We start from the raw sequence: 25,051 nt of genomic DNA on the forward strand, positions 1-25,051 counted from the left end.
GTTACAACAAAGCCTGACGCGTCTTGGCCAAGGCGCGCCAGAACTTTTCGTCTTGCGTGCTGGCAAAGTTCACCCGCATGAACGAACCGGGCCGCCGATCGGCATGGAACAGAGAGCCGGGGGCCAACAGGTAACCGACGTCGTGCATGCGCAGCGCCAGCAGATCGGTGTCCACCCCCACATCCACCCAGCCAAAAAGGCCCTGCGGCGGTGCCACAAACTGACAACCGTGCGCCAGCGCCAGCTTCACACTGCGGCTGCGGGCGGCGTCCAGCAATTGCGACAAGCGTTCGGTGTGCCGCCGGATCGCACCTTGCTCCAGACACAGCGCCAACGCCTTTTCAAACAACACCGGCGTGGTGAGCGTGGACAAGAGCTTGGTGTCCAAAAACGCATCTTTCAAATCCGCCGGAGCAGCCATGTAGCCCACGCGCCAGCTGGGCGCGAGGATCTTGGCGTAGCCGCTGACGTAAATGGTTTTTTGCAAGCCATCGAGCACCGACAAGCGCACCGAATGGGCTGGGGCCATGTGCCCGTAGGTGTCGTCTTCGACCACATGGAAGTTGTAGCGGTGCGCCAAATTCACCAGCTGGTGGGCAACGGGTAACGACAAACCGTAACCCGTGGGGTTGTGCAAGACCGACACGCTGACCATCATCTTGGGCGCGTGCAGCTGCGCATAACGCTCCACCACTTCCAGGTCAGGCCCGTTCTCCAAGCGCGGCACAGGCAATATGCGCACCCCCAAGTTTTGCAAACGGGCAAATTCAATGGCCCAACCGGGCTCCTCTACCATCACGCAGTCGCCGGGGCGCAGCAAGGTGCGGCTAATGATGTCCAGCGCATGGGTCGCCCCCACGGTGGTGATCAGTTGGCCCGGCGTCGCATGCAGACCCAAACTCGCGAGCTTGGACGACAGAACTTCGCGCAAACCGCTGTCGCCTTGCGGCTCGCCATAACGCAAAGAAGACTCGCGCAAAGCTGGGCTGGCCACCACTTTGCGCAAAGCGGCCGACAAAAAGTCGGCGTCCAACCAATCCGCAGGAAACACGCCCATGCCTGGCTGCGGCTCGGCGCTGGGCTGATGGAACATGCCCCGGATCAGGCTGGCAGCATTCACAGGCGGTGGACTGGGCACCACGCCCTCGGCTGCCAGCGATGCGGGCGGCATGCGTTGCCCCCGATCCCTCACAAAAAAACCCCGGTTCGGACGTGCCTCCACCCAGCCCTGCGCCACCAGCCAGTCGTACGCGGCCACCACGGTGGAAGCGCTCACCCCATGCATCTGGGCGCATTGCCGCACCGACGGCAAGCGCGCGCCCGAGACCAGCAACTGGTCACGCATGCGCGTCACAAAGCGCTGCGCGAGCTGCTCGGTGAGGGGTTGGCTGGATTCACGGCTGAGCAAAGACATGGGCTGATAGCGTCAAATGGATGGGGGAAGTGTGTCGTCCGACTGGACAGTACAGTTTGCAAAATGAACCATCAAACTGTACCGATACTGTACTCATTTCAGCACTACATTCAAAGCCATGACTTCCTCAGAACTCAGCGCCCTGCTGGTGCTCGCCACGGTGAGCAGCTTCACCCCCGGGCCGAATACCACGCTGTCGACCGCCATGGCGGCCAACCATGGCCTGCGCCGGGCCATGCGCTTTGTCTGTGCGGTGCCGGTGGGCTGGGGCATTTTGTTTGCAATGTGCGCCACGGGCTTGGGCGGTTTGGTGGTGGCCTTTCCGCCCTTGCGCTGGGGCATCGTGACCTTGGGCACCGGTTATTTGCTGTGGCTGGCCTCGCGTTTGTGGCAAAGCGGCAGTTTGCAGCAAGCCGACAGCGGCAAACTGCAGGTGGGCTTTGTGCAGGGCGTGGGCCTGCAGTTTCTCAACATCAAGGCCTGGATGTTGGCTCTGGCCATCGTGGCGGGTTGGGTGGCGGGTCGCGAGGATGCCACAGCGCGCACGCTGATGCTGCTGCCCATCATGGTGGCCTATGGTTTTTTCAGCAATCTGACCTACGCGGTGGCAGGTTCGATGCTGCGGCACTGGCTGGCACACGGTCGACGCTTGTTGATGTTCAACCGCTGCATGTCGGTCGCGCTGGTGGCCACGGCCTTGTGGATTTTGAACGGCTTGCGCCAAAGCGCGGGTTGATCCGACCCCATGAACAACTCCCCCCAACAACGCGAAAACCTGGGCCTTTGGCTGGGGTTTTTGGGTGTCGTTATTTTTGGGCTCACCTTGCCAATGACCCGCTTGGCCACGGGCACGGTGGACGCGCCGCAAATGTCACCTTGGTTTGTGACTTGGGCGCGGGCCGCCTTGGCGGGCGCACTGTCGGCCATTTACTTATTGGCCGTGCGGGCCCCATGGCCCACAGCTGACCAGCGTGGGCCTTTGTTTTTGTCGCTGACGGGCAATGTGATCGGTTACCCCTTGCTGCTGGGGTGGGCACTGCGCCACGTCACGGCCAGTCATGCGGCGGTCATCACCTCGCTGATGCCGCTGGCCACTGCAGCTGCAGCCGCTTGGCTGATGCACCAACGCGCACGCCTCGGATTTTGGGTGTTTGCCGCTTTGGGCAGCGCCTTGGTCGCGGTTTACAGCCTGCTGCGCGCATCACAACTGGGGCACGGCTTTGGCCTGACTTGGGCAGACACCCTCTTGGTGGGTGCGGTGGTGGCCGGCTCGCTGGGCTATGTCGCCGGGGCCAAAGTCACGGCCAGCCTGGGCGCTGAAAAAGTCATCAGCTGGGTGTGTGTCATGGCCCTGCCCGTCACGCTGCCAGGGGCCTTGCTCACCTGGCCTGAACACACCATCGCGCCGATATCTTGGCTGGCCCTGCTGTATGTGGGCGTGTTTTCCATGTGGGCAGGGTTTTTTGCCTGGTTTCGCGGCCTGTCGCTGGGCGGCCCGCTGAGGGTTAGCCAGCTGCAGTTGCTGCAACCTTTCATCACCATGCTGGCGGCCGTGCCTTTGCTGGGAGAATCGCTGAATGCCATGACCCTAGGTTTTGCCCTGCTGGTCGTGGCCACTGTTTTCATGGGGCGGCGCATGGCCCACACCCCCAAAACGAACTGAATGATCCCACTGAACAAAAAATTGAGGAGCAAAACATGAACTGGAACCTGGCCCGACGTGCCGAAAAAATGAACCCCTCGGTGATCCGCGAGATCCTCAAGGTCACCGAAAAGCCCGGCATCATCAGCTTTGCAGGTGGACTGCCCTCGCCCCAAACCTTTCCGATAGACGCCATGCGCGAAGCCAGCGAGCGTGTGCTGCGGGATGACGGCAAAGCCGCCCTGCAATACGCCGCCAGCGAAGGCTATGCGCCGCTGCGCGAATGGGTTGCACAAGACCTGCTCAAGCAAGGCATGCACGTCAGCCCCGACCAAGTGCTGATCACCACCGGCAGCCAGCAAGGGCTGGACCTGGTCGCCAAAATCCTGATCGACGCGGGCAGCCGCATCTTGGTGGAAACACCAACCTATCTGGGCGCACTGCAAGCCTTCACGCCGATGGAGCCCATCGCCGTGGGCGTGCACAGCGATGACCATGGCGTGGATGCCGCCGACCTGCGCGCCAAAGTCGGCACCGGCGCGGACAAAGCCCGCTTTGTATACCTGCTGCCCAACTTCCAGAACCCCACCGGCCGCACCATGACCGAAGAACGCCGCGCCGCCGTGGCGCAGGTGGCTGTCGAATGTGGCTTGCCCATCATCGAAGACAACCCCTACGGCGACCTGTGGTTTGACGCACCGCCCGCGCCATCGTTGAGCTCCCGCCACCCTGAGGGCAGCGTCTACTTGGGTTCGTTCTCCAAAATCCTGGCCCCAGGCTTGCGCCTGGGTTATTTGGTGGCACCCAAGGCCCTGTATCCCAAACTGCTGCAAGCCAAACAAGCGGCCGACCTGCACACGCCCAGCTTCAACCAGCGCGTGGTGGCCGAAGTGCTGAAAGACGGCTTCATTGACCGCCATGTGCCCACCATCCGTGCGCTCTACAAACAGCAGTGCGAAGCCATGCTCGCCGCGCTCGACCGCGAAATGGCCGGCCTGGGCCTGAGCTGGAACCGCCCTGTGGGCGGCATGTTCCTGTGGGTGCAACTGCCCCAGGGCCTCAAAGCCATTCCCCTGCTGGACAAAGCCGTTGAAAAAGGCGTGGCCTTTGTGCCCGGCTCGGCGTTTTACGCAGGAGCCGCCAACGAAAGCACGCTGCGCCTGTCGTTTGTGACCGCCACCGTGGACCAGATCAACACCGGCATGGCCGCGCTGGCGGCAGCGATCCGCGAATCACTCTGAACCACTGCTCTCCGACAGGACTCGTCCCATGACCACCACCCGCCCCTTTCAACAAGTCGACGTCTTCACCGACACCGCCTTTCTGGGCAACCCGCTGGCCGTGGTGCTCGATGGCACGGGCCTGAGCGATGCACAGATGCAAACCTTTGCCGCCTGGACGCAGCTGAGCGAAACCACCTTTGTGCTGCCGCCCACGTCTGAAGGGGCTGCGGGCGGGGCAGATTACCGGGTGCGCATCTTCACGCCCGGGGCCGAATTGCCTTTTGCGGGCCACCCCACCTTGGGCACGGCCCATGCCTGGCTGAAAGCAGGCAACACGCCACGGCAAGCAGGCGTGCTGATGCAGGAATGCGGCGTTGGCCTGGTGACTTTGAAGCAACTGGGCGAGCGCTGGGCTTTTGCGGCGCCACCGCTGACCCGCTCGGACATCTCGGCCGGAGATCTCGGCCCGGTGCTGGCCGCGTTGGGACTGGACGCATCTGAAGTGATAGCCACCCAGAACCTGAACAACGGCCCGCACTGGCTGGGCCTGCTGGTCCATGATGTGGACACGGTGCTGGCCCTGGAGCCCGATCACGTTGCCCTGAAAAAGCTGGGCACCAAAGTCGGCGTGGCGGCCCGCAGGCAAGAGACGCCGGGAGGACTGATCCGCCGCGCCAACCGCGAAGCGCGGGCCTTCACTGCGTCCAACACTCGCATCGCCAACGACCCGACCGACCTGGAAGTGCGCGCCTTTGCCGCCCCCGTGGGCGTGGCCGAAGACCCGGTGACGGGCAGCCTGAATGCATCGCTGGCGCAATGGCTGATGGCCGACGGGCACATGCCTGCCGCCTACAGCGCCCGCCAAGGCACGATGCTGGGCCGCGCCGGCCAAGTGTTTTTGTCGCAAGACGCGCAAGCTCAGGTCTGGGTGGGTGGCGACGTGGTGGCTTGCGTGCAAGGTTTTGTCACGCTCTGATCCTGCAAACCCGGAACACCCCATGACTGAACTGCCCACACTGGCCCAAATCGAGGCCGCCACACACACCATTTATGCGGCATTTGGGGCCACTCCCCAGTACTGCTGGCCAATGCTCAGCCAACGCTTGGGCACGGCCTGCTGGGTCAAGCACGAAAACCACACGCCCGTGGGTGCCTTCAAGGTACGCGGCGGGTTGACCTATTTCGAACACCTGCTGAGCACCGGGCAACTGCCCCAAACGGTCATTAGCGCCACGCGCGGCAATCATGGCCAAAGCATCGCCTATGCCGCCGCACGGCATGGCGTGGCTTGCACCATCGTGGTCCCCAAGGGCAACTCCAGCGAGAAAAACGCAGCCATGCGCGCTTTAGGTGCCCAACTGATCGAGCACGGGCACGACTTTCAGGCGGCCCGCGAACACGCGCAAAACATGGCCCTCGAGCAAGGGCTGCACATGGTGCCCAGCTTTCACCCTGCACTGGTGCTGGGGGTAGCCACGGGCTGGCTCGAATTTTTGCGGGCAGTCCCTGCGCTCGATGTGCTGTATGTGCCGATTGGTTTGGGGTCTGGTGCCTGCGCAGCGCTGGCGGCCAAACAAGCCCTCGGGCACCAAGTCAAGGTGGTGGGGGTGGTGAGCACCCATGCCACCACCTACGCCGATTCGATGGCCGCGGGCTGTGTGGTCGAAGCCCCGGTCAGCACCGTGCTGGCCGATGGCATGGCGGTGCGGCGGGCGGACCCGCAAGCACTGGCTATTTTGCAAAACGGGCTCGACCACCTCGTGCAGGTGGGCGATGCCCAAGTGGCGCAGGCCATGCGCGATCTGTACACCGACACCCACAATGTGGCGGAAGGTGCGGGTGCGGCCAGCTTTGCCGCCGCATGCACAGAGCGTGAACAACTCCAAGGCCTGGTGGTCGGCACCACCTTGTGCGGCGGCAACGTCGATGCCAGCGTATTGAGCCAGGTGCTGCAAGCCCACGCCTGAAGACCCGGGCCTGCGCCCCTGCTGGGCAGGGGTCGCTCGTGGGACAAACTTCGCAGGCCTGCACGACCACAATCGCCAGCCATGGGAACGCTTTATTTGGTCCGCCACGGACAAGCCTCTTTCGGGGCCGATGACTACGATCAACTCAGCCCACTGGGCCGCCAACAGGCCGTGCGCTTGGGTGAATACCTGCGGCCCAAACTGCAAAAGCAGCCCATCGAGGCCGTGATGATGGGCAGTTTGAAGCGCCACCGCCAAACTTGGGAAGGCATCGCCGAGGGCGCGGGCCTGCCGCACACCCCGGCGGTGTGGCCGGGCCTGAACGAATACGACAGCCACGCGCTGATCGAGTCCATCCACCCCGAGCCGCTGGCCAAGCCCGACACCCCCGAGCTGTACCGCCACCACTTTCGCCTGTTGCGCGATGCGCTGCAAGCCTGGATGGCGGAGCGCACGCAGCCGCGTGACATGCCCAGCTATGCCGACTTTGTGGGCGGCATCGAGGCCGCGCTCGACCATGTGCGGCAAAACCACTCGGGCGACGTGATGATCGTCTCCAGCGGCGGTCCGATCTCGACGGCCGTGGGCCGCGTGCTGGGGACACCGCCCGAAACCACCATCGAGCTGAACCTGCGCATCCGCAACACGGCGCTGACCGAGTTCGTGTTCAACCCCAAACGGCACATGCTGTTGACCTACAACACGCTGCCGCATCTGGACAGCGACGCGCACAAAGACTGGATCACTTTCGCCTGAAACGAAGGCTAGGCCTGGACCCTGATGCACTGACCGATGTAAAGGTGCGCCCTTGCCGCACAGGTACATTCCCTAAGCAAAACCCTTTCGTTTTAGGGGCAAAATTGAACCATGAACAGTTCAACCGCCTGGTTGGCCCTCAAGTCATTGGAGGGCGGCATCCAGCTCACCACACTGCAAGCTGCCGAGGCAGATCGGCTGGCTCACGAGTTGGTGAATTTGTTGGACGAATGGGCACTGGCCTCAGCGGTTCAGACCTTGACCCTTCCCTTGCAAGGCTCACAAGTGGCCTTGATTTGCACACTGCGACCCGACTTCAGTAGTCGTTGCATGCCAGACCACGACACCCTGGGCTTGCACAAGACACTGGGACACACCCCTCAGACGGACGAAGCCTGGGCCTTGGAGCGCGAAATCTGGGTGGCCTTGCTGGGTTCACCCCACCGCTTTCAGTTTGCCAGCCTCGACTCACTCACCTCGCACATCCGGGTGCGGCGCAACATGGCCTTGGACGCCCGAAAAACCGCCTTGGCCTTCAAAACCGAAGCGGCCGAACGGCCTCAAGCTTTTTGGCAAGACGGTGGCGACGACGCGGGATTCATTTTGCAGCCCGGTCGTTGCTTGGTTGAAGCACTGACCGCGGCCACCCAACCCGATGCCACGGGCAAGTTGTACGACTTTTCTTGTTACCGGGCGACCGAGTACGTGATTTTGTTGGGCATCGCGCAAGAGCTCAAAAACGAAAACCCCGAACTGCTGGCCCAGTTGCAAAGTCTCAATGAAGTCCACGCAGTGCGATCGGGTCAATTCCATGAGGTCTACCTGATTGAGTACGGCAGCATGGAAGCGCCCTTGCCTGGCCGTTTTTATGTGCCGGGTGACCGTTTGTGGTTTCGCAACCCCGACGAGCGCTCTTCCGACGTCACTGGCTACGAAGGCTCTTGGGTTCTCTATATGGGCGGCGGCTTGTTCAGCAACTTCTGGAAGCGCGACACACCCTACACGCTCGAGTCCAAAGCCATCGAAATCTTCCACTGGAAAGACGGCGCCTACACCGACGCCCAAGGAGCCTTGCAGATGGACGAGTCGGTGGTGGAGGCGCGGGTCGCGCAAACCGAAGCCAACCCAACAGCCCGAACCCAAGTTTTGGAGCGCATGCTGCGCATGCGCGACCCCAAAGGCGTTTACGCCGAAGGCGGCTGCATTGACACCACCCGCGAGTACCCCAAAAGCGTGTGCCGCGATCACTGCGAGTTGGTATTGCCTCGCTTCTGAAGACCCGAGGGCATCAGCCCACTTGGTCGCTCAAGGTGTTGGGCGGTAAACGGTCGATTTCTCCCAACAACTGTGCCAGCGCCCGGCCCGAGGCGTCCAGCAAGGCTTGGCCTTTTTCGGCCGTGGCGGCAGCCGCATTGCCCGCTGCACCGTGGCGGTTGTAGTCCTGCATTTGCCAACCCAACTTGGCGCTTTTGCCGTTGCCTAAAATTTCAAACTGCTCAGCGCGGTCTTGGGAAGTGGAACGGAAGTTTTGCGCCAGATCCATGCGCACCCGCTCGGGGCGCAGCGCCAGCATCATCGAAGTTTCGGTGTCGCCCGCGTGCACGCCAAAGCGGTGCTCTTCAGCGGGGAACAGCGCATTCACGTCCCCGCCTTGTGCATCGCTCAGAGGCAAATTGAACCAGCTCACGCTGTAAACCAGCATGCCCAGGCGGGCCCGCAAATCCCGCGCCACGATGTCCATCACACTGACCTGCCCGCCATGGGCGTTGAGCAAGACCAGTTTCTTCACCCCACTGGCGGCGACCGACTCGCCGATCTCAGTCCACAAACGGATCACAGTTTCGGCCTTGAGCGTCAAGGTTCCCGCAAAACGCGCATGCTCAGGGCTCAGGCCCACGGTTTGGGTCGGCAAAAACAAGGCCGGCAAGTCGGCAGGCAAGTGCGGCAAGCAAGCCGCCACCACGCCATTGACCAAATCGGTGTCCACCGACAGCGGCAAATGTGGGCCGTGTTGTTCGGTAGCGGCCACGGGCAGGACGGCGATGGCCCGCTCAATGGCGCGGTCGGGCACCAAGGCCTGAAAATCGAGGGTGGTCCAGTCGGCCCAAAAATGCGAAGGGTTTTGCATGTTCGTCATCTTAATGGAGCCTGGGCGTGTACAGTGCCTGTCGCACAGTGATGCACAGGCTCCCCTCAGAGGCGTTGGGGGCCATCAATAAGGATAGGTGTGAAAGTTTCCGTGTTCTCGCGTGGCTGGGCCACTGTTCAAAGCTGGATGTTGGGCCTCGGCTTGGGGTTGGGCGTGAGCGCTTTCTTGCTGACGCCGCTGCTCGGCCAGGCACAAACCGGCCCATTGTTTTCGGCCAAGGGGGCACCTGCCAGCACCTTGGGCACTTCCGCCTTGCTCGGCAGTGCCAGCCAAGTGGTCAACACCGAACAGGTGCGGGCCGAACTGCTGGTGCACGCCCCGCAGGGCATTCGCGCCGGGCAAACTTTTTGGCTGGGCCTGCAAATCGAGCACCAACCGCACTGGCACACCTATTGGCAAAACCCTGGCGACTCGGGCCTGCCCACACGGGTCCAGTGGCAGTTGCCTGCGGGGTTGCAAGCGGGTGAGATCGCCTGGCCGCTGCCCAAAAAAATCCCCATCGGCACCCTGGCCAACTATGGCTATGAAGGCCGCTTGCTGCTGACCGTGCCTGTCACGGTGGGGGCGGACTTTCGCTTCCCGGACAAGGGGCCATTGGCCCTTGGTTTGCAGGCCGAGTGGCTGGTGTGCCGCCAGGAATGCATTCCGCAAGAAGGTCGTTTCAGCCTGAACCTGGCTTCTGCTGCGACACAAACACCGCACGCCGCATCGTTTGAATCGGCTCAAAAGCTCAACCCCAAGCCGATGGCGCAGCTGCAACAAGGCGGCACCTGGATCTCGGGTGGCCAGACCACCTTGTCCGCTGATGCCAAACAGATCACCCTGCGCGTGCACGGCCTGCCTGTCGCCTGGCGCGGCCAAACACTCAGCGCCTTCCCGGTCACCGCCAGCGTGGTGCACAACGCGGCCGTTCAAGGCAAAGACTGGACACAAAACTGGCAAGGTGCAGTTTGGACGGCCCAGATCCCGGTGTCTGAAGAGCGTGGAGAGAGCCCCCGCACCATGCGTTGGGTGATCGCAGCAGGACCGGAGTCTGCACCCAAAGCGCCTGCATTTGAAATCGAAACGCCCGTTCAAGGCGATTGGCCCGCACTCACACCAGCCGCACCTGCCGAAATTTCGCCGGCCTTGGCCAAGGCGCTGGCCGATAACGCCAACGCCAGCGCCAACGCAGCACAAAAACCTTCGGCAGCCAGCACCACCGCATTGGGCTTGACGCTGGCCATCTTGGGCGCACTGGTGGGCGGATTCTTGCTCAACCTCATGCCCTGCGTGTTCCCTGTGCTGGCCATCAAAGTGATCGGTTTTGCGCAAGCCGACAACTCGCAGGGCCAACACCGCGCTGCTGGCATGGCCTACACAGCAGGCGTGGTGTTGTCGTTCATGTTGCTGGGTGGCTTGATGCTGGGCTTGCGGGCTGCGGGCGAGCAATTGGGCTGGGGGTTTCAGCTGCAGTCGCCCCCTGTGGTGGCAGGCTTGGCGCTCTTGTTCACCCTGTTGGGGCTGAACCTGGCGGGTGTTTTTGAATTTGGGCAAATGCTGCCCAGCAGCTTGGCCACTCTGCAAAGCCGCCACCCGACGGTGAACGCCGGTTTGTCGGGCGTGCTCGCCGTGGCCGTGGCCTCGCCTTGCACCGCACCCTTCATGGGAGCCTCGCTGGGCCTGGCGATTGCGCTGCCCGTGTGGCAAGCGCTCATGGTGTTTGCCGCCATGGGCGTGGGCATGGCTTTGCCGTACCTGGCGGCCAGCTGGTGGCCTGGCATCGCCCGCGCCCTGCCGCGTCCCGGGGCCTGGATGCAAACCTTCCGCCAGGCCATGGCGTTTCCGATGTTCGCCACCGTTATTTGGTTGCTGTGGGTGCTGGGCCAACAAACTGGCATCGACGGGGCGAGCAGCCTTCTGGCCTTGCTGCTCACGGTGGCTTGGCTGGTGTGGGCCTTGGGTTTGAGCGGTCGAACGCGCTGGGTTTTGAGTGGTTTGGCTCTTGCCGCCTTGCTGTGGTTGGGCAGCAGTTGGTTGCCTTTGGCCTTGCGCGAAGCCCCTGCAGAGCTGCCAGCCAGCACCCAAGGCGCAGGCCAAGCTGCGCCGGGCACCTTGTCCACCCCCATCACCACCCCCACTTGGCAGCCTTGGTCTGACGCAGCCCTACAAGCCCATCTGGCCGCAGGCCGTCCGGTGTTTGTCGACTTCACCGCCGCTTGGTGCGTGACTTGCCAGTACAACAAAAAAACCACGCTGGCCGATGCCCGCGTGCTGGCCGACTTTGCAGCTAGGCAAGTGGTGTTGATGCGGGCCGACTGGACCCGCCGCGACCCGGCCATCACGCAGGCGCTCACGGCGCTGGGCCGCAGCGGGGTGCCGGTCTACGCCCTTTATGTTTCGGGCCGTGCGCCCGTGTTGCTGTCCGAGCTGCCCAGCGTGGCCGAAGTTCAAACCGCCTTGCAGGGACTTCCGGCTCGCTGAAACCTCCAAAGATTGTTCAACGGGGGAGCGAGTCCCTGCGCGCAAATGCCCCTGCAAGAGACACCCAAAAACCCGGCCTGGGCCTGCCACAATAAGGGGATGAGCTCATTCGCCCCCCTCCAAAACGACACCTTCCTTCGCGCCTGTCTGCGCCAGGCCACCGACCACACCCCCGTCTGGCTCATGCGCCAAGCGGGACGCTATTTGCCCGAGTACTGCGCCACCCGGGCCAAAGCGGGCAGCTTCATGGGTCTGGCCACGAATGTGGACTACGCCACCGAAGTCACGCTCCAGCCGCTCGACCGTTACCCGCTCGATGCCTCCATCTTGTTCAGCGACATCTTGACCGTGCCCGATGCCATGGGTCTGGGTCTGTCGTTTGCCCAGGGCGAAGGCCCCCGCTTTGCCAAGAACGTGCGCGATGAAGCGGCCGTGGCAGAACTGGCCGTGCCCGACATGAACAAGCTGCGCTACGTGTTCGACGCGGTGACATCCATCCGCAAGGCGCTGAACGGCCGTGTGCCCTTGATCGGCTTTTCCGGCAGCCCCTGGACGCTGGCGTGCTACATGGTCGAAGGCGCAGGCTCAGACGACTACCGCCATGTCAAAACCCTGATGTACAGCCGCCCCGACCTGATGCACCGCATTTTGGAAATCAACGCCGATGCGGTGGCGCTTTACCTGAACACCCAAATCGAAGCGGGTGCCCAAGCGGCCATGATTTTTGACAGCTGGGGCGGCGTGCTGGCCGATGGCGCCTTCCAGCAGTTCAGCATGGCCTACACGGCCCGCGTGCTGAGCCAGCTCAAAACCGAGCACAACGGCCAGCGCATCCCCAGCATCGTCTTCACCAAAGGCGGCGGCCTGTGGTTGCCCGAGATGGCGGGCCTGAGCTGCGATGTGCTGGGCCTGGACTGGACCATGAACCTGGGCCGCGCACGCACCCTGGTGGGCGGCGAAGTCGGCGGCCCCGGCAAAGCGCTGCAGGGCAACATCGACCCGAACATCTTGTTTGCACCCCCTGCGCAGATTGCGACCGAGGTGCACCGGGTGCTGGACAGCTTTGGCAAGCCGCACACGGACAAAACCACCACCGGCCCCACGCACATCTTCAACCTGGGCCACGGCATCAGCCAGTACACCCCACCCGAGCATGTGACGGCGCTGGTCGAGGCGGTGCACAGCCATTCAAGTGCCATGCGCCAAAATCGTGCGTGAGGACTTGGCCAGTTGCCTGCATTAGCATAGAAAAAAGACGATTTAAAGCCTTTATTTGCAAAATATTCGGCTTTAAATGCTTGACTTATGCACAAAAGTAAAAAGCCTCTCAGGAAAACCCTGATGCCCACATTCATGCTTTGCGTGCAGAACACCAAACAGACAAGTCATTGATTTCATTGAGTTTTTTATCGTGCACATTGGATGGGCAATTTGTTGGAAGGCTTGATTTTCAAGGCTTCCAGCGCATCCAGAGCAAGTTTTCAACAAAGTTATCCACAGTTTTCTTGGATGACCCCCAAAGTGCTGAAAAATCAATGACTTACATCTTGTTTCAAGAAATCGACTAACCTCTAATACCGCCAAATCCATGGCGAATCACCGGAAACCATGTGAGCACTCACCACTGGATCGACATTGCCGTCCAGACTCCGGCCCACAGTCAGGTGGGGGGTCTGCTGAGCTACCGCAGCCCCTTTTTGGTGCAGCCCGGTCAACTGGTACGTGTGCCTTTGGGTCAGCGCGAGGTGCTGGGTGTGGTGTGGGCCCTGCAGGACGCGGCGCCCACCGACATGCCCGCATCGGCTGTGCGCGATGTGCTGAGCGTGCTCGAAGGCCTGGCCCCGCTCGATGAAGCCTGGCGTCAACTGGTGCAGTTCTCGGCCCAGTATTACCAGCGCTCGCTGGGCGAGGTCGCCCTGTCGGCCTTGCCACCCCAGTTGCGCGACTTGACCAGCGAACAACTGGCCCGGCGCCTGAAAAAACAAAACGCCGACCGCGCCGTGCAAACCACGCCCGGCCCGGCCCTATCACCCGAGCAAAGCGCCGTGCTGGCGCAAATGGCTACAGGCACAGGCCCCTTTTTGTTGTTTGGCAGCACCGGCAGCGGCAAGACCGAGGTGTATTTGCAAGCCGTCGAACGGATGCTGGCGGCTGACCCGCAGGCCCAAGCCCTGCTGATGGTGCCCGAGATCAACCTCACGCCTCAGCTGGAGGAAAGGGTGCAGGCCCGCTTTGGCACCGACGCCGTGGTGTCGATGCACAGCGGCATGACGCCCGCCCAGCGCCTCAAGGGCTGGCTGGCCGCACACGCAGGTCACGCACGCATCGTGCTGGGCACACGCATGGCCATTTTTGCGTCCATGCCGCACCTGAAACTGATCGTGGTCGACGAAGAGCACGACCCCAGCTACAAACAACAAGAAGGCGCACGCTATTCGGCCCGCGACTTGGCGGTTTACCGAGGCCGCTTGCACAACGCCCCCGTGTTGCTGGCCTCGGCCACGCCCTCGCTGGAAAGCTGGCACCTCAGCCGCCCTGCCACCGAGGGCGATGCCGGTGGCCGTTACCAACGGCTGCTGATGCCATCGCGCATTGGCACGGCCCTTTTGCCCAAAGTGCGGCGCGTGGACATGAACAAACAGCCGCGCCGCGCCGTGTTGTCCACCCAGCTGATAGCCGCCATCCAAGAACGGGTCCAGCGCGGCGAGCAATGCATGCTGCTGCTCAACCGCCGAGGCTATGCCCCCGTGCTGCACTGCGCCGACTGCGGCTGGAAAAGCGAGTGCAAGCACTGCAGCGCGTTTCGGGTGTTTCACAAAATTGACCGCACCTTGCGCTGTCACCACTGCGGCCTGACCGAGCGTGTGCCCCGCGCCTGCCCCGAGTGCGGCAACGCCGACATCGCGCCCATTGGCCGGGGCACCGAGCAGCTCGAAGAGCACTTGGGCGAGTTGCTGGCGCACGTCTTGCGGCCCGACGGCCATCCGGTGCGCATCGCCCGCATCGACGCCGACACCACACGCCTCAAAGGCGCACTGGAGAGCCAGCTCGCCCAAGTGCATTCGGGCGAGGTGGATGTACTGATCGGCACCCAAATGATCGCCAAAGGGCACGACTTCCGGCGCATCACCTTGGTGGCGGCGGTCAACCCCGACACAGCGCTGTTTTCAAGCGACTTTCGGGCACCCGAGCGCTTGTTTGCGCTGCTCATGCAAGCCGCAGGCCGTGCCGGGCGCGATGCCGCTCAAAGCGCCACCAGTGAAATGTGGGTGCAAACCTTTCACCCGACGCACGCCTTGTTTGAGGCACTCAAACAACACGACTACCCGGCCTTTGCCGCCAGCGAGCTGGCCGAGCGCACCGCCGCCGACCTGCCCCCCATCAGCCACCAGGCCCTGCTGCGCGCCGATGCCCGAACCCAAGAAGCCGCCCAAGCGCTGTTGAACGCGGCCCGCGAGACCCTGGAAACACAGCTGAGCGCTGACCCGGCGACCACCGACTTGGTGCTGCAAGTGAGCGTGTACCCTGCCGTGCCCATGAGCATGCAGCGCGTGGCCGATGTGGAGCGCGCCCAAATGCTGCTGGAAAGCCCCAACCGCATGGCGCTGCAAAAAATGCTGTGGCACCTGCACGGCGTGCTGCACCAGGTGCGCAGCCAACCTGAACACAAAGGCGTGATCCGCTGGCTGGTGGACGTGGACCCGCAAGCAATCTGAACCAGCACGTCTACACCTGTAGGAGCGAGCCCCCGCTTGCTAATCAGTACAGGGGTGCCGCAAGCATTCGGCCGCAGGGACAACCGCCCACAAAAACCAAACAGGTCGCCCCCGGTCGTGGATGTCAGGCTTTGAAAAAAGCCACCGCGCCTGAGAAGGTCAAGAAAGCCACCGCCGTGGTGACCAAAATGATGCGGGCGATGCGCCCGTTGTCAGCCCCCAGGCGCTCGGCCAGCAGCGACACATTGCTGGCACTGGGCAAGGCGGCCACCAGCACCATCACCTGCAGGGCAAAGGGCTCGATCGGCACACCCCACTGAATGGCCGTCAAGCCCACCAGCAACACCAACACCGGGTGCAACACCAGCTTGATCAGGGCAATGGGCAGGTAATCGGCGCTGCGCAAAGGCCCATCAGGGCGCTCGTGCGCCAGCATTTGCGAGCGGGCCAGCACCGCACCGATGGTGAACAGCGCCACAGGCGAGGCTGCGTCGGCCAGCAGGCTCACGGTTTTGTTCACCGGACCTATCAATTCCAGATTCCAGAATGAAAACACCGCGCCCAGGCTGATGGCCCAGGGCATGGGGTTGCGCAACACCCCGGCCAGCGCCTTGCGGGCGGCCACCGCCGCGCCGTGTTGCCCGGCTGCGTCCATGCGCGACAAAGCCACGCACAAAGACGAGGTGATCACCAAGTCCACCACAATGGTGACGATCGCAGGACCTGCGGCCCCTGGCCCCAGCAGAGCCACCAACAAGGGCACGCCCATAAACCCCGTGTTGGGGAAAGCAGCCACCAACGCCCCCAAAGACGCATCGTTCCAGCGAATGCGCGCGTTCAAACTGATGGCCACACTGAAAGCCACCATGACCAAGGCGCAGAGCAAGTAAGTGAAGAACACCCCGGCATCGAGCAACTGGGCAATCGGCGTGCTGGCCCCGAAACGGAACAACATGCAAGGCAGCGCAAAAAACAGCACAAAGCCATTCAGACCGGGAATGGCCTCCAAGGGCAAAAGCTTCAACCGGGCAGCGCCATAACCACACAAGACCAGGGCAAAGAACGGAAAAGTGACGCGCAAGACTTCAAGCATGTGCTGATTGTCGGGGCAAACCAGCGGGCCCTTGGTTCAAGAACAGTCGCAGTGTGGACAGGCCCCAAAAAGCCCATACCTGCTCAGCCTCACGCCACCCGAGCAGCGCACCCGCTATGATGGCTCGCTTTGCCTCGTACGCCCACCGCCCCCATGTCAGCCGGACTCAACAACGCCCAACTCGAAGCCGTGAACTATGTCTCCGGCCCTTGCCTGGTGTTGGCCGGAGCGGGTTCTGGCAAGACGCGGGTGATCACGCACAAGATCGGGCGGCTGATCGAGGCCGGGCTGGAGCCCAAACGCATCGCCGCCATCACCTTCACCAACAAAGCCGCCGCCGAGATGCGCGAGCGGGCCAAGGAGCTGATTGGCCGCCCAGCCAAAGACGTGACGGTCTGCACTTTTCACGCTTTGGGCGTGCGCATCATGCGCGAAGACGGCCATGTGCTGGGGCTCAAGCCGCAGTTCAGCATCATGGACGCGGACGATGTGACCAGCATCTTGAAGGATTGCGGCGGCACCACCGACGCGGCCACCGCCCGCCAGTGGCAGTGGACCATCAGCCTTTGGAAAAACATGGGGCTGAACGCCGAGCAGGCCGCCGCCCAAGCGCCCGACGACAACGCACGGGTGATCGCCCGCATCATGGCCTTGTATCAAGAGCGGCTGACCGCCTACCAAAGCGTCGACTTTGACGACCTGATCGGCATGCCTCTCAAGCTGCTGGCCGACTACCCCGAGGTGCGCGAGCGCTGGCAGGCCAAGATGGGCCATGTGCTGGTGGACGAATACCAAGACACCAACGCCACCCAATACGAGGTGCTCAAACACCTGGTGGGTGAACGGGCGCGCTTCACGGCGGTGGGTGACGACGACCAGTCCATTTATGGCTGGCGCGGCGCGACGCTGGACAACCTCAAGCGATTGCCGGTGGATTTCCCCCAGCTCAAAGTCATCAAGCTGGAGCAAAACTACCGCTCCACCAGTGCCATTTTGCGGGCGGCCAACAACGTCATCGAGCCCAACCCCAAGCTCTACCCCAAGACCCTGTTTTCGGAACTGGGCGAGGGCGAGCCCGTGCGCGTGGTCGACGCCGTGAACGAAGAACACGAGGCCGACCGGGCGATTGCCCGCATCCAGTCGATTCGCGGTGGTCAGCTCAACCCGTCCAAACACCGCGAGTTCAAGGACTTTGCCATCCTCTACCGCGCCAACCACATGGCCCGCCCCTTTGAGCAGGCTCTGCGCCGCGCCAACATTCCTTACAAGGTATCGGGCGGCCAGAGCTTTTTTGACAAAGCCGAGATCAAGGACCTGTGCGCCTGGTTTCGCCTGTGGATCAACAACGACGACGATCCCGCGTTTTTGCGTGCCATCACCAGCCCCAAACGCGGCATCGGCCACCAGACGCTGGGCCAATTGGGCACCTTTGCCACACAATACAAGCTCAGCCTGTTTGAAGCGCTGTTTGCAGGCAGCTTGCCCAGCGCGGTGAACACCCGCGCCGTGGATGGCCTGCACGAGTTTGGCCGCTACATCAACGATCTCGAATTCCGTGCACGCCAGACACTGGGCAAAACAGACGCACTGGCATTCTTGTCGGAGTGGCTCAAAGAAATTGGCTACGAATCGCATCTGTACGACGGTGAAGACAACGAGAAAGTGGCCAGCGCCCGCTGGACCAATGTGCTGGAGTTTTGTGACTGGATGGCCGGACGCTGTGGCGGTGAGATCGAAGATGCCACAGGGGCTGAGGCGACTGAAACCAAAAACCTGCTCGACGTGGCGCAAACCATCTCTCTGATATCCACCTTGAGCGAACGCGAAAAAGACCAGAACGTCGTCACACTGTCCACACTGCACGCGTCCAAGGGTCTGGAGTGGCCGCATGTGACCTTGGTGGGTGTGAACGAGGGGCTGCTGCCCTTCAAACTGGGGGACGACAACACCACCGAAGGCGCCAGCCAAGAGGGCATCTTGCTGCGCCTGCAAGAAGAACGCCGCCTGATGTACGTGGGCATCACCCGCGCCCAGCGCAGCCTGGCCGTGAGCTGGACCAAACGCCGCAAAAAAGGCCGCGAAACCGTGGCCGCCCTGCCCAGCCGCTTCATTGCAGAAATGCGGCTGGACGAAAACACGATCAAAGAAGACCCGCGCGAAAAGCTCAAAGCGCTGCGCGCTGAATTTGCCAAACGCGCTGCCGATGCTGCGGCAGAAGCCAAACCATGAATAAACGCCCCGTACTTGGACTGCTGTGCAGCCTGATCACCTTAATGACCCTGAGCGCCTGCCAGTTGTTGCCCGCACGTTCAGCCTGCCCATCAGGGACCGACTTGTCCGCTGACATGCTGTACGGCGAGTGGATCGCGCAGGTGGCAAACGAGGCGCCATGGAGTTTGAGCTTGGGGCCACACCCGGAACACCAAGGCAGCCTGCGCGGCACCTTGACTCTAGGCAACCAACAACATGCCGTTGTCGCCGACCTGGACGATGGCGAGTTCACCCTCGAAGAATCGCAAGATGGCCAACGCATTGCGGCCACTTGGCTGGGCAGCCTTCCGGCAAAAGCTTGTGGACGGCAAATTGTGGGCCAGCGAAAACAAGCGGATCAGCCCCATCGCCCCTTTTTGATTTTTCGCAAACCTTGAGCTGCGAGGGCATGATTCCTCCTTCAAAATAGAAGCCCTCACGCCCCCTGCAATGAACCAATGACCACAACCACTTACCTTCAACCCACTTCTCGGCGCAAGCTCGTGGGTTTGGCCGGTGTTGTGGTTTTGCATGTTTTGATCTTGGTGGCCCTGCAGGCCGGCTTGCATCGCACAGTGGCTCAAAAACTGCCGCCCGTGGTGCAAGCGCTATTGCTCGAAGAAAAGCGCTCGGAGCCCCCCCCGCCAGCGCCCGCAACGCCCCCCCAAACGCCCCCACCCCCCAACACACCACCTCCGGCCTTCGTGGCGCCGCCCGAGGTGCCTGCCACTGTCGCTGCCCCCAACGCGATTGCGGCCGTCTCGGTTGCGCCACCGACTGTGGCCGCACCCGCTGCACCGACAACCCAGGCGGCGCCTTCGCCCCCCCCACGCGCGGCGCCTGTCACACGCACAGCAGCGGGCGTCAACGTGACCCAATGCGACAAGCCCGAGTACCCCGTTAGCTCCAAGCGCATGGAGGAAGAAGGCACCGTGACGCTGCGTTTTTTGGTGGGCACAGACGGCAAAGTGATTCAGTCCGAGATCGAAAAAAGCTCTGGATTCAAACGCTTGGACGAAGCGGCCCGCGCTGGACTTGCGAAATGCCAATTCCGCCCCGCCATGACCGACGGCAAACCCGAGCAATCCTGGACCACGATCAAATACCTCTGGCGTCTGGAATAAAACGTCTCTAACCTCGCCCCATCCAAGACACAAGCGCAAAGGAAATCACCACATGATCACTGCCCTGAAAAACACCTTGATGGTCGCTACATGGCTGGCCAGCCTGCTGGTCTGCGGCCACAGCCTGGCAGCGCCCAACAAAGAAGACAACGTGGCCCCACCGGCGGTGACAACCACGGTGGCAACGCCGCCCACAGCGACCTCGACAGCCGACACACAGACGGCCGACGCCAACCCTTATGGCCTGAGCGCCCTTTGGGCGCAAGGCGACGCTGTGGCCAAAGGCACGCTGCTGATTTTGGTGCTCATGAGCATGGGCAGCTGGTATGTGATCTTCACCAAGTTCACCGAACAAAACAAATTGCACCGATTTGCCAAAACCGCACAAGAAAACTTCTGGACGGCAGGCTCTGTACGTCAAGCGGCCGACGCTCTGGAAGCGGACAGCCCCTTCCGCTTCATCGCTGAAAAAGGTCTGGAGGGCGCGTCCAAGCACCAAGGTTTGCTGGGCAATGTGGACTTCAACACCTGGGTCACGATGGCGCTGCATCGGGCCATGGGCACTGTGCAAAGCCGCATGCAAAACGGTCTGGCGGTTCTGGCCACCGTGGGCTCCACCGCCCCATTTGTGGGTTTGTTCGGCACCGTCTGGGGCATCTACCACGCCCTGGTCAAGATTGGCATGTCGGGTCAGGCCAGCATCGACAAAGTGGCCGGTCCTGTCGGCGAGGCGCTGATCATGACCGCCATTGGTCTGGCGGTGGCCGTGCCTGCGGTGCTGGGCTACAACTGGTTGGTGCGCCGCAACAAAGCGGCCATGGATGAAGTCAATGCCTTTGGTGCCGACTTGCACGCCGTGCTGCTGGCCTCGGACAAAAAATAATGGCCATGAACCTTGGCCCCACGCTGGGCGCACAGGACGATGACGAGGTCATCGGCACCATCAACACCACACCGCTGGTGGATGTGATGTTGGTGCTGTTGATCATTTTTCTGATCACCATCCCGGTCGTCACCACCTCGATCAAGGTGGACCTGCCCAAAGAAACCAACATGGTGCGGGAAGCCAAACCCGACACGGTGATCATCTCGGTCAACCAAGCAGGGCAGATCTTTTTGTACGACACCCCCGTCAAAACCCCGGCAGAACTGGTCGGTCGGTTGAAGAAATTTGCCGCCATGCAACCCCAGCCCGATGTGCAGATCCGAGGGGACGCGCAAAGCGCTTTCGAATCGGTGGGCCGCGTCATGTATGCGGTTCAACGCGCAGGCATCACCCAGGTCGGCTTTATCACCGATCCGACCCGCTGAAAACCCCAAGGACAACACCATGGCCATGAATCTGGGCTCCGGCAGCAGCGACGAACCCGAAGTGATGATGGACATCAACACCACGCCCCTGATTGACGTGATGCTGGTGCTGATCATCATGTTGATCATCACCATCCCGGCCCAATTGCACTCGGTCAATCTGGACATGCCCGTGGCCGCCACTGCTGAGAAAAAGCAGGACCCTGTGGTGATACGGCTGGACATCGACGCCGACGCCAGCCTGCGCTGGAATGGTCAGTTGCTCAGCGACCGACAAGCCTTGGAGGCTCGACTTGCCGAGGCGGCCCAATTGCAGCCCCAACCGGAGCTGCACATCCGCTCGCACGCCAAAGCCAAATACGAAGCTTCTGCCGCCGTACTGGTCAGTGCGCAGCGGTTGGGACTGACCAAGCTGGGTATTGTGGGCACCGAGCAGTTCGCCAACTGACAGGCCCCTGCAGCATCTTGCACAGCACCCAAAACGATCAACCTCCAAAGAAAAAGCCGCTCCAAGGAGCGGCTTTTTCATGAGCTGAGGCGAGATCAGTCGGCGTATTTGCCGCCAGCGTCAACTGCCGCTTTGATCTTGATCATTTCGGCGGCCACAAACTTCTTATGCTCTTCAGGTTCGACGCGCTTGTCGTTCACCACCAAAGCGCCCAGACCTTCGTTCTTCTTGATGAACTCAGGGTCTTTCAGGGCTTTCTTCAAGGCTTCATTGAGCGTCTTGGTGATCGCTGCAGGCGTGCCTTTGGGGGCATACAAACCGTGCCAGATGGTCAGGTTGAAGCCCTTCAAACCCATTTCTTGCAAGCTGGGGTAGTGTTTGAGCACGGGGTGTGTGCTCAAAGGCTTGGCAGTGGTCACGGCAAAAGCTTTGACACGACCGCCTTCGATTTGCTGGGTGGTGTTGGTGGTTTGGTCACACATCACATCGACCTGGCCGCCGATCAGGGCAGTCATGGCGGGTGCAGTGCCGCCAAACGGGATGGTGGTCATCGCGTCTTTGGTCTGCAAGTTGGACTGCCACAAGAGGCCACAGATGTGCGAAGCTGAACCCAAGCCCGCGTGGGCAATGTTCAACTTGCCTGCATTGGCGCGGATGTAGTTTTCGAAGTCGCGGTAAGTGTTGGCAGGCAACTGGGGCTTGCCGATCAGTGTCATCGGCACATCATTGACCATGCCCAAGAACTCGAAATCTTCCAGTGGTTTGTAAGCAATTTTGCGATACAGCGCAGGTGTTGCAGCCATGCCAATGTGGAACAACAACAAAGTGTGGCCATCAGGTGCCGCCTTGGCCACTTTGGTCGCGCCGATCGTGCCGCCAGCGCCAGCCGCGTTTTCGACCACAAAGTTACTGCCGGGCACTTGCTTACGCATGGCTTCGGCCAAGTCGCGTGCCACACGGTCAGTAGGGCCTCCAGCGGTGAAGGGCACGACGATGGAAATCGGCTTGGTACCGGGGAAAGTTTGGGCTTGTGCACCCACAGAGACAGCGGCCAAAGCGGCCAGAGCGATCCATTGCTTCATCTAACACTCCTAAAATTGAACGAACAGTTTAAAACTTCAAGAGTGTCACGAAATCGCGGAAACTACTTAGCGGCAAACCCTTGTATGGCCTTGATTTGATTAAGGAATTGCGCGCACGCCGAAATGTCATCGTGGCGCACAAGTCGTGCAAACCAACGCCTTACTGGTAGCTTCTGGCGTCTTCGATCACCTTGCCGTCATTGGCCAGGCTGCCGGACTTCACCAGATGGACCTCGCCTCGCAGCTTGGTCACATCACGTACCGCCTCAGACACCCGCGCCTTGAGGGCCTCATCGCTCAAGTGATCGGTCTCTACATGCAAGGCCATCTGGTCATTGGCCATTTCGCCGGTCACCACCAGACGGGCTTTGCTCACTTCGGGGAAGCGTTTGACGATCTCGGCCACCTGACCGGGGTGCACAAACATGCCCCGGATCTTGGTGGTCTGGTCGGCGCGGCCCATCCAGCCTTTGATGCGCTGACCGGTTCGGCCCGTGGGGCAGGTGCCCGGCAAGATGGCCGACAAATCACCTGTACCAAAACGGATCAAGGGGTAATCGGGGTTGAGCGTGGTGATGACCAACTCGCCCACCTCACCCTCAGGCACCGGGTCGCCGGTGCCGGGGCGCACGATCTCAACGATCACGCCTTCGTCCAGCACCAAGCCCTCACGCGAAGCGGTTTCGTAAGCGATCAAGCCGACATCGGCTGTGGCATAGCACTGGTAAGCATCAACGCCGTGCGCCGTCATCCATTCGCGCAGGCTGGGCGGAAAGGCCTCGCCCGACACCAGCGCTTTGCGCACGCTGGGCAAAGGCACGCCCATCTCGGCGGCTTTTTCGATGATGATTTTCAGGAAACTGGGCGTGCCGATATAGCCTGCTGGTTGCAGTTCAGCCATGGCCGTCACTTGCTGCTCGGTCTGGCCAATGCCGCCTGGAAACACGGTGCAACCCAAAGCATGGGCGCCGGTTTCCATCATGGAACCTGCAGGCGTGAAGTGGTAGCTGAAGCAGTTGTGGATCAACTCGCCAGGGCGAAAACCCGCTGCAAACATGGTGCGGGCCATGCGCCAGTAATCGGCGCGGGTGCCTTCGGGTTCGTAAATCGTGCCGGGGCTGGCAAACACGCGGGTCATGCCTTGGCCAAAACCCAGGGTGCTGAAACCACCGAACACATTGCCGCCTGCAGCACGCGAGGCTTTCTGGCGTTCGAGCAATTCGTATTTGCGAATCACCGGCAATTGGGCCAGCGCAGCGCGGCTGTTGACGCCGGCAGCGTCCACGTCTTTGAGCAAATCGGCAAAGGCGGTGGCGTGGGCCTTGGCGTGGGCGACTTGCGCGGGCAAGGCAGCCATCAAGGCGGCCTCACGCGCTTGTGGGGTACGGGTTTCGAGAGCGTCGTAATGCGTCATAGGGACTGTGCAGGTCATTAGGGGGACACGCCCCTGCGTGCAAAAAAACAATGCTGTGGGCGATCCATTCGCGCGCAGGGGCGCGCTCCCACAAGGAATAAATCCTGCGTCCGAACCCTCAGGCCAACCAGCGCTTGCGGCGCTTGTAGCTCTTCACGTCCTTGAAACTCTTGCGTTCACCGCCACCCATGCCCAGGTAAAACTCTTTCACGTCTTCGTTGGTGCGCAGGTCTTCGGCCGCGCCGTCCATCACGATGCGGCCCGACTCCATGATGTAGCCATAGTCGGCGTATTTCAGGGCCATGTTGGTGTTCTGCTCGGCGATCAGGAAGGTGACTTTTTCCTTCTCGTTCAAATCTTTCACGATGTTGAACACTTCTTCCACGATCTGCGGGGCCAGGCCCATGGAAGGCTCGTCCAGCAGCACCATGTTGGGGTTGGTCATCAAGGCGCGGCCAATGGCGCACATCTGCTGCTCACCGCCCGAGGTGTAGGCGGCTTGCGAGGTGCGGCGGGTTTTCAAACGCGGGAAGTAGGTGTAGACCTTGTCCAAGTTGGCAGCGATTTCGCCCTTGCTGGTGCGGGTGTAGCTGCCGGTCATCAGGTTTTCTTCGATGGTCAGGTGGGCAAAGCAGTGGCGGCCTTCCATGACCTGCACCACGCCCCGGTTGACCAAATCGGCAGGCGAGAGGTTTTCGATGCGCTCGCCGCGCAGCTCAATGGAACCCTTGGTCACCGCACCACGCTCGCCTTGCAACAAGTTGGAGATGGCGCGCAGCGTGGTGGTCTTGCCAGCGCCGTTGCCGCCAAGCAATGCCACGATGCCTTGTTCGGGCACCTGCAAGGACACGCCCTTGAGCACCAGGATGACGTGGTTGTAAATGACTTCGATGCCATTGACGTTCAGAACAATGTTTTTGTCGCTCATGGACTGTGCCTTTTCAAATTCTGGGGGTTCAAGCCAAATGAAACCGCTGCACGCAAAGGTTTCATTTGGCC

22 protein-coding genes are annotated in these 25,051 nt (G+C 61.6%); 16 read left to right on the plus strand and 6 right to left on the minus strand.

Features of this window, described 5'->3' with window-relative positions:
• Position 1: 1 nt before the first annotated feature.
• Entirely contained in the window at positions 2–1,408 is a 1,407-nt protein-coding gene (locus ACZ5SR_RS15410; protein ID WP_464451069.1) for an aminotransferase-like domain-containing protein, read from the minus strand.
• Between the two features lie 124 nt (positions 1,409–1,532).
• Here ACZ5SR_RS15410 and ACZ5SR_RS15415 point away from each other — a divergent pair, with 124 nt between their 5' ends.
• From ACZ5SR_RS15415 to ACZ5SR_RS15445, 7 genes are all read left to right on the plus strand, one after another.
• The gene (locus tag ACZ5SR_RS15415) at positions 1,533–2,150 is read left to right on the plus strand and encodes a LysE family translocator (RefSeq protein ID WP_464449485.1); all 618 of its coding nucleotides are present in this window, start codon (positions 1,533–1,535) and stop codon (positions 2,148–2,150) included.
• 9 nt (positions 2,151–2,159) lie between these two features.
• A complete protein-coding gene (locus tag ACZ5SR_RS15420; RefSeq protein ID WP_464449486.1) occupies positions 2,160–3,077 on the plus strand; it encodes a DMT family transporter in 918 nt (305 codons plus the stop codon).
• Positions 3,078–3,112: 35 nt separating this feature from the next.
• On the plus strand, positions 3,113–4,297 hold the full coding sequence (locus tag ACZ5SR_RS15425) for an aminotransferase-like domain-containing protein (protein WP_464449487.1): 1,185 nt from the start codon (positions 3,113–3,115) through the stop codon (positions 4,295–4,297).
• Positions 4,298–4,325: 28 nt separating this feature from the next.
• Complete coding sequence (locus tag ACZ5SR_RS15430) at positions 4,326–5,255, plus strand: PhzF family phenazine biosynthesis protein (protein WP_464449488.1); 930 nt, start codon at positions 4,326–4,328, stop codon at positions 5,253–5,255.
• 22 nt (positions 5,256–5,277) lie between these two features.
• Positions 5,278–6,246 (plus strand): threonine dehydratase, encoded by a 969-nt coding sequence (locus tag ACZ5SR_RS15435; RefSeq protein WP_464449489.1) that lies wholly within the window; start codon positions 5,278–5,280, stop codon positions 6,244–6,246.
• 81 nt (positions 6,247–6,327) lie between these two features.
• Positions 6,328–7,002, plus strand: a complete 675-nt coding sequence (locus ACZ5SR_RS15440; RefSeq protein WP_464449490.1) for a histidine phosphatase family protein — start codon at positions 6,328–6,330, stop codon at positions 7,000–7,002.
• 111 nt (positions 7,003–7,113) lie between these two features.
• On the plus strand, positions 7,114–8,277 hold the full coding sequence (locus ACZ5SR_RS15445; RefSeq protein WP_464449491.1) for a hypothetical protein: 1,164 nt from the start codon (positions 7,114–7,116) through the stop codon (positions 8,275–8,277).
• A gap of 13 nt (positions 8,278–8,290) precedes the next feature.
• Here ACZ5SR_RS15445 and ACZ5SR_RS15450 read toward each other — a convergent pair whose 3' ends face one another.
• Positions 8,291–9,130, minus strand: a complete 840-nt coding sequence (locus ACZ5SR_RS15450; protein ID WP_464449492.1) for a creatininase family protein — start codon at positions 9,128–9,130, stop codon at positions 8,291–8,293.
• Between the two features lie 147 nt (positions 9,131–9,277).
• Between ACZ5SR_RS15450 and ACZ5SR_RS15455 the strand changes: the two genes are divergently transcribed.
• From ACZ5SR_RS15455 to priA, 3 genes are all read left to right on the plus strand, one after another.
• Positions 9,278–11,614: a protein-disulfide reductase DsbD family protein gene (locus ACZ5SR_RS15455; protein ID WP_464451070.1), complete on the plus strand. Its 2,337-nt coding sequence runs from the start codon at positions 9,278–9,280 to the stop codon at positions 11,612–11,614.
• 99 nt (positions 11,615–11,713) lie between these two features.
• Positions 11,714–12,832, plus strand: coding sequence for a uroporphyrinogen decarboxylase (gene hemE, locus ACZ5SR_RS15460; RefSeq protein ID WP_464449493.1), 1,119 nt, complete (start codon positions 11,714–11,716; stop codon positions 12,830–12,832).
• Between the two features lie 392 nt (positions 12,833–13,224).
• Positions 13,225–15,330, plus strand: coding sequence for a replication restart helicase PriA (gene priA / locus ACZ5SR_RS15465; protein WP_464449494.1), 2,106 nt, complete (start codon positions 13,225–13,227; stop codon positions 15,328–15,330).
• 124 nt (positions 15,331–15,454) lie between these two features.
• Here the strand turns inward: priA and ACZ5SR_RS15470 are convergent, their stop codons facing one another.
• Positions 15,455–16,423, minus strand: a complete 969-nt coding sequence (locus tag ACZ5SR_RS15470) for an AEC family transporter (protein WP_464449495.1) — start codon at positions 16,421–16,423, stop codon at positions 15,455–15,457.
• 153 nt (positions 16,424–16,576) lie between these two features.
• Between ACZ5SR_RS15470 and ACZ5SR_RS15475 the strand changes: the two genes are divergently transcribed.
• Genes ACZ5SR_RS15475 through ACZ5SR_RS15500 form a run of 6 tightly spaced genes read left to right on the plus strand, consistent with a single transcriptional unit; the run spans position 16,577 to position 21,556 of the window.
• Entirely contained in the window at positions 16,577–18,652 is a 2,076-nt protein-coding gene (locus ACZ5SR_RS15475; RefSeq protein ID WP_464449496.1) for an ATP-dependent helicase, read from the plus strand.
• On the plus strand, positions 18,649–19,071 hold the full coding sequence (locus ACZ5SR_RS15480) for a hypothetical protein (RefSeq protein ID WP_464449497.1): 423 nt from the start codon (positions 18,649–18,651) through the stop codon (positions 19,069–19,071). Before ACZ5SR_RS15475 ends, ACZ5SR_RS15480 begins: the two co-directional genes overlap by 4 nt.
• Positions 19,072–19,131: 60 nt before the next feature.
• Positions 19,132–19,797: an energy transducer TonB gene (locus tag ACZ5SR_RS15485; RefSeq protein WP_464449498.1), complete on the plus strand. Its 666-nt coding sequence runs from the start codon at positions 19,132–19,134 to the stop codon at positions 19,795–19,797.
• A gap of 52 nt (positions 19,798–19,849) precedes the next feature.
• The gene (locus ACZ5SR_RS15490) at positions 19,850–20,680 is read left to right on the plus strand and encodes a MotA/TolQ/ExbB proton channel family protein (protein ID WP_464449499.1); all 831 of its coding nucleotides are present in this window, start codon (positions 19,850–19,852) and stop codon (positions 20,678–20,680) included.
• Positions 20,680–21,108, plus strand: a complete 429-nt coding sequence (locus ACZ5SR_RS15495; protein ID WP_464449500.1) for an ExbD/TolR family protein — start codon at positions 20,680–20,682, stop codon at positions 21,106–21,108. Before ACZ5SR_RS15490 ends, ACZ5SR_RS15495 begins: the two co-directional genes overlap by 1 nt.
• A 19-nt stretch (positions 21,109–21,127) precedes the next feature.
• Entirely contained in the window at positions 21,128–21,556 is a 429-nt protein-coding gene (locus ACZ5SR_RS15500) for an ExbD/TolR family protein (protein WP_464449501.1), read from the plus strand.
• A gap of 95 nt (positions 21,557–21,651) precedes the next feature.
• Here the strand turns inward: ACZ5SR_RS15500 and ACZ5SR_RS15505 are convergent, their stop codons facing one another.
• The 3 genes from ACZ5SR_RS15505 to ACZ5SR_RS15515 form a co-directional block, all read right to left on the minus strand.
• Entirely contained in the window at positions 21,652–22,638 is a 987-nt protein-coding gene (locus tag ACZ5SR_RS15505) for a tripartite tricarboxylate transporter substrate-binding protein (RefSeq protein ID WP_464449502.1), read from the minus strand.
• Positions 22,639–22,798: 160 nt separating this feature from the next.
• On the minus strand, positions 22,799–24,052 hold the full coding sequence (locus ACZ5SR_RS15510; RefSeq protein WP_464449503.1) for a phenylacetate--CoA ligase family protein: 1,254 nt from the start codon (positions 24,050–24,052) through the stop codon (positions 22,799–22,801).
• Between the two features lie 118 nt (positions 24,053–24,170).
• Positions 24,171–24,980, minus strand: coding sequence for an ABC transporter ATP-binding protein (locus tag ACZ5SR_RS15515; RefSeq protein WP_464449504.1), 810 nt, complete (start codon positions 24,978–24,980; stop codon positions 24,171–24,173).
• Positions 24,981–25,051 lie beyond the last annotated feature (71 nt).

The sequence above is a fragment of the Limnohabitans sp. TEGF002 genome, from assembly GCF_055395845.1.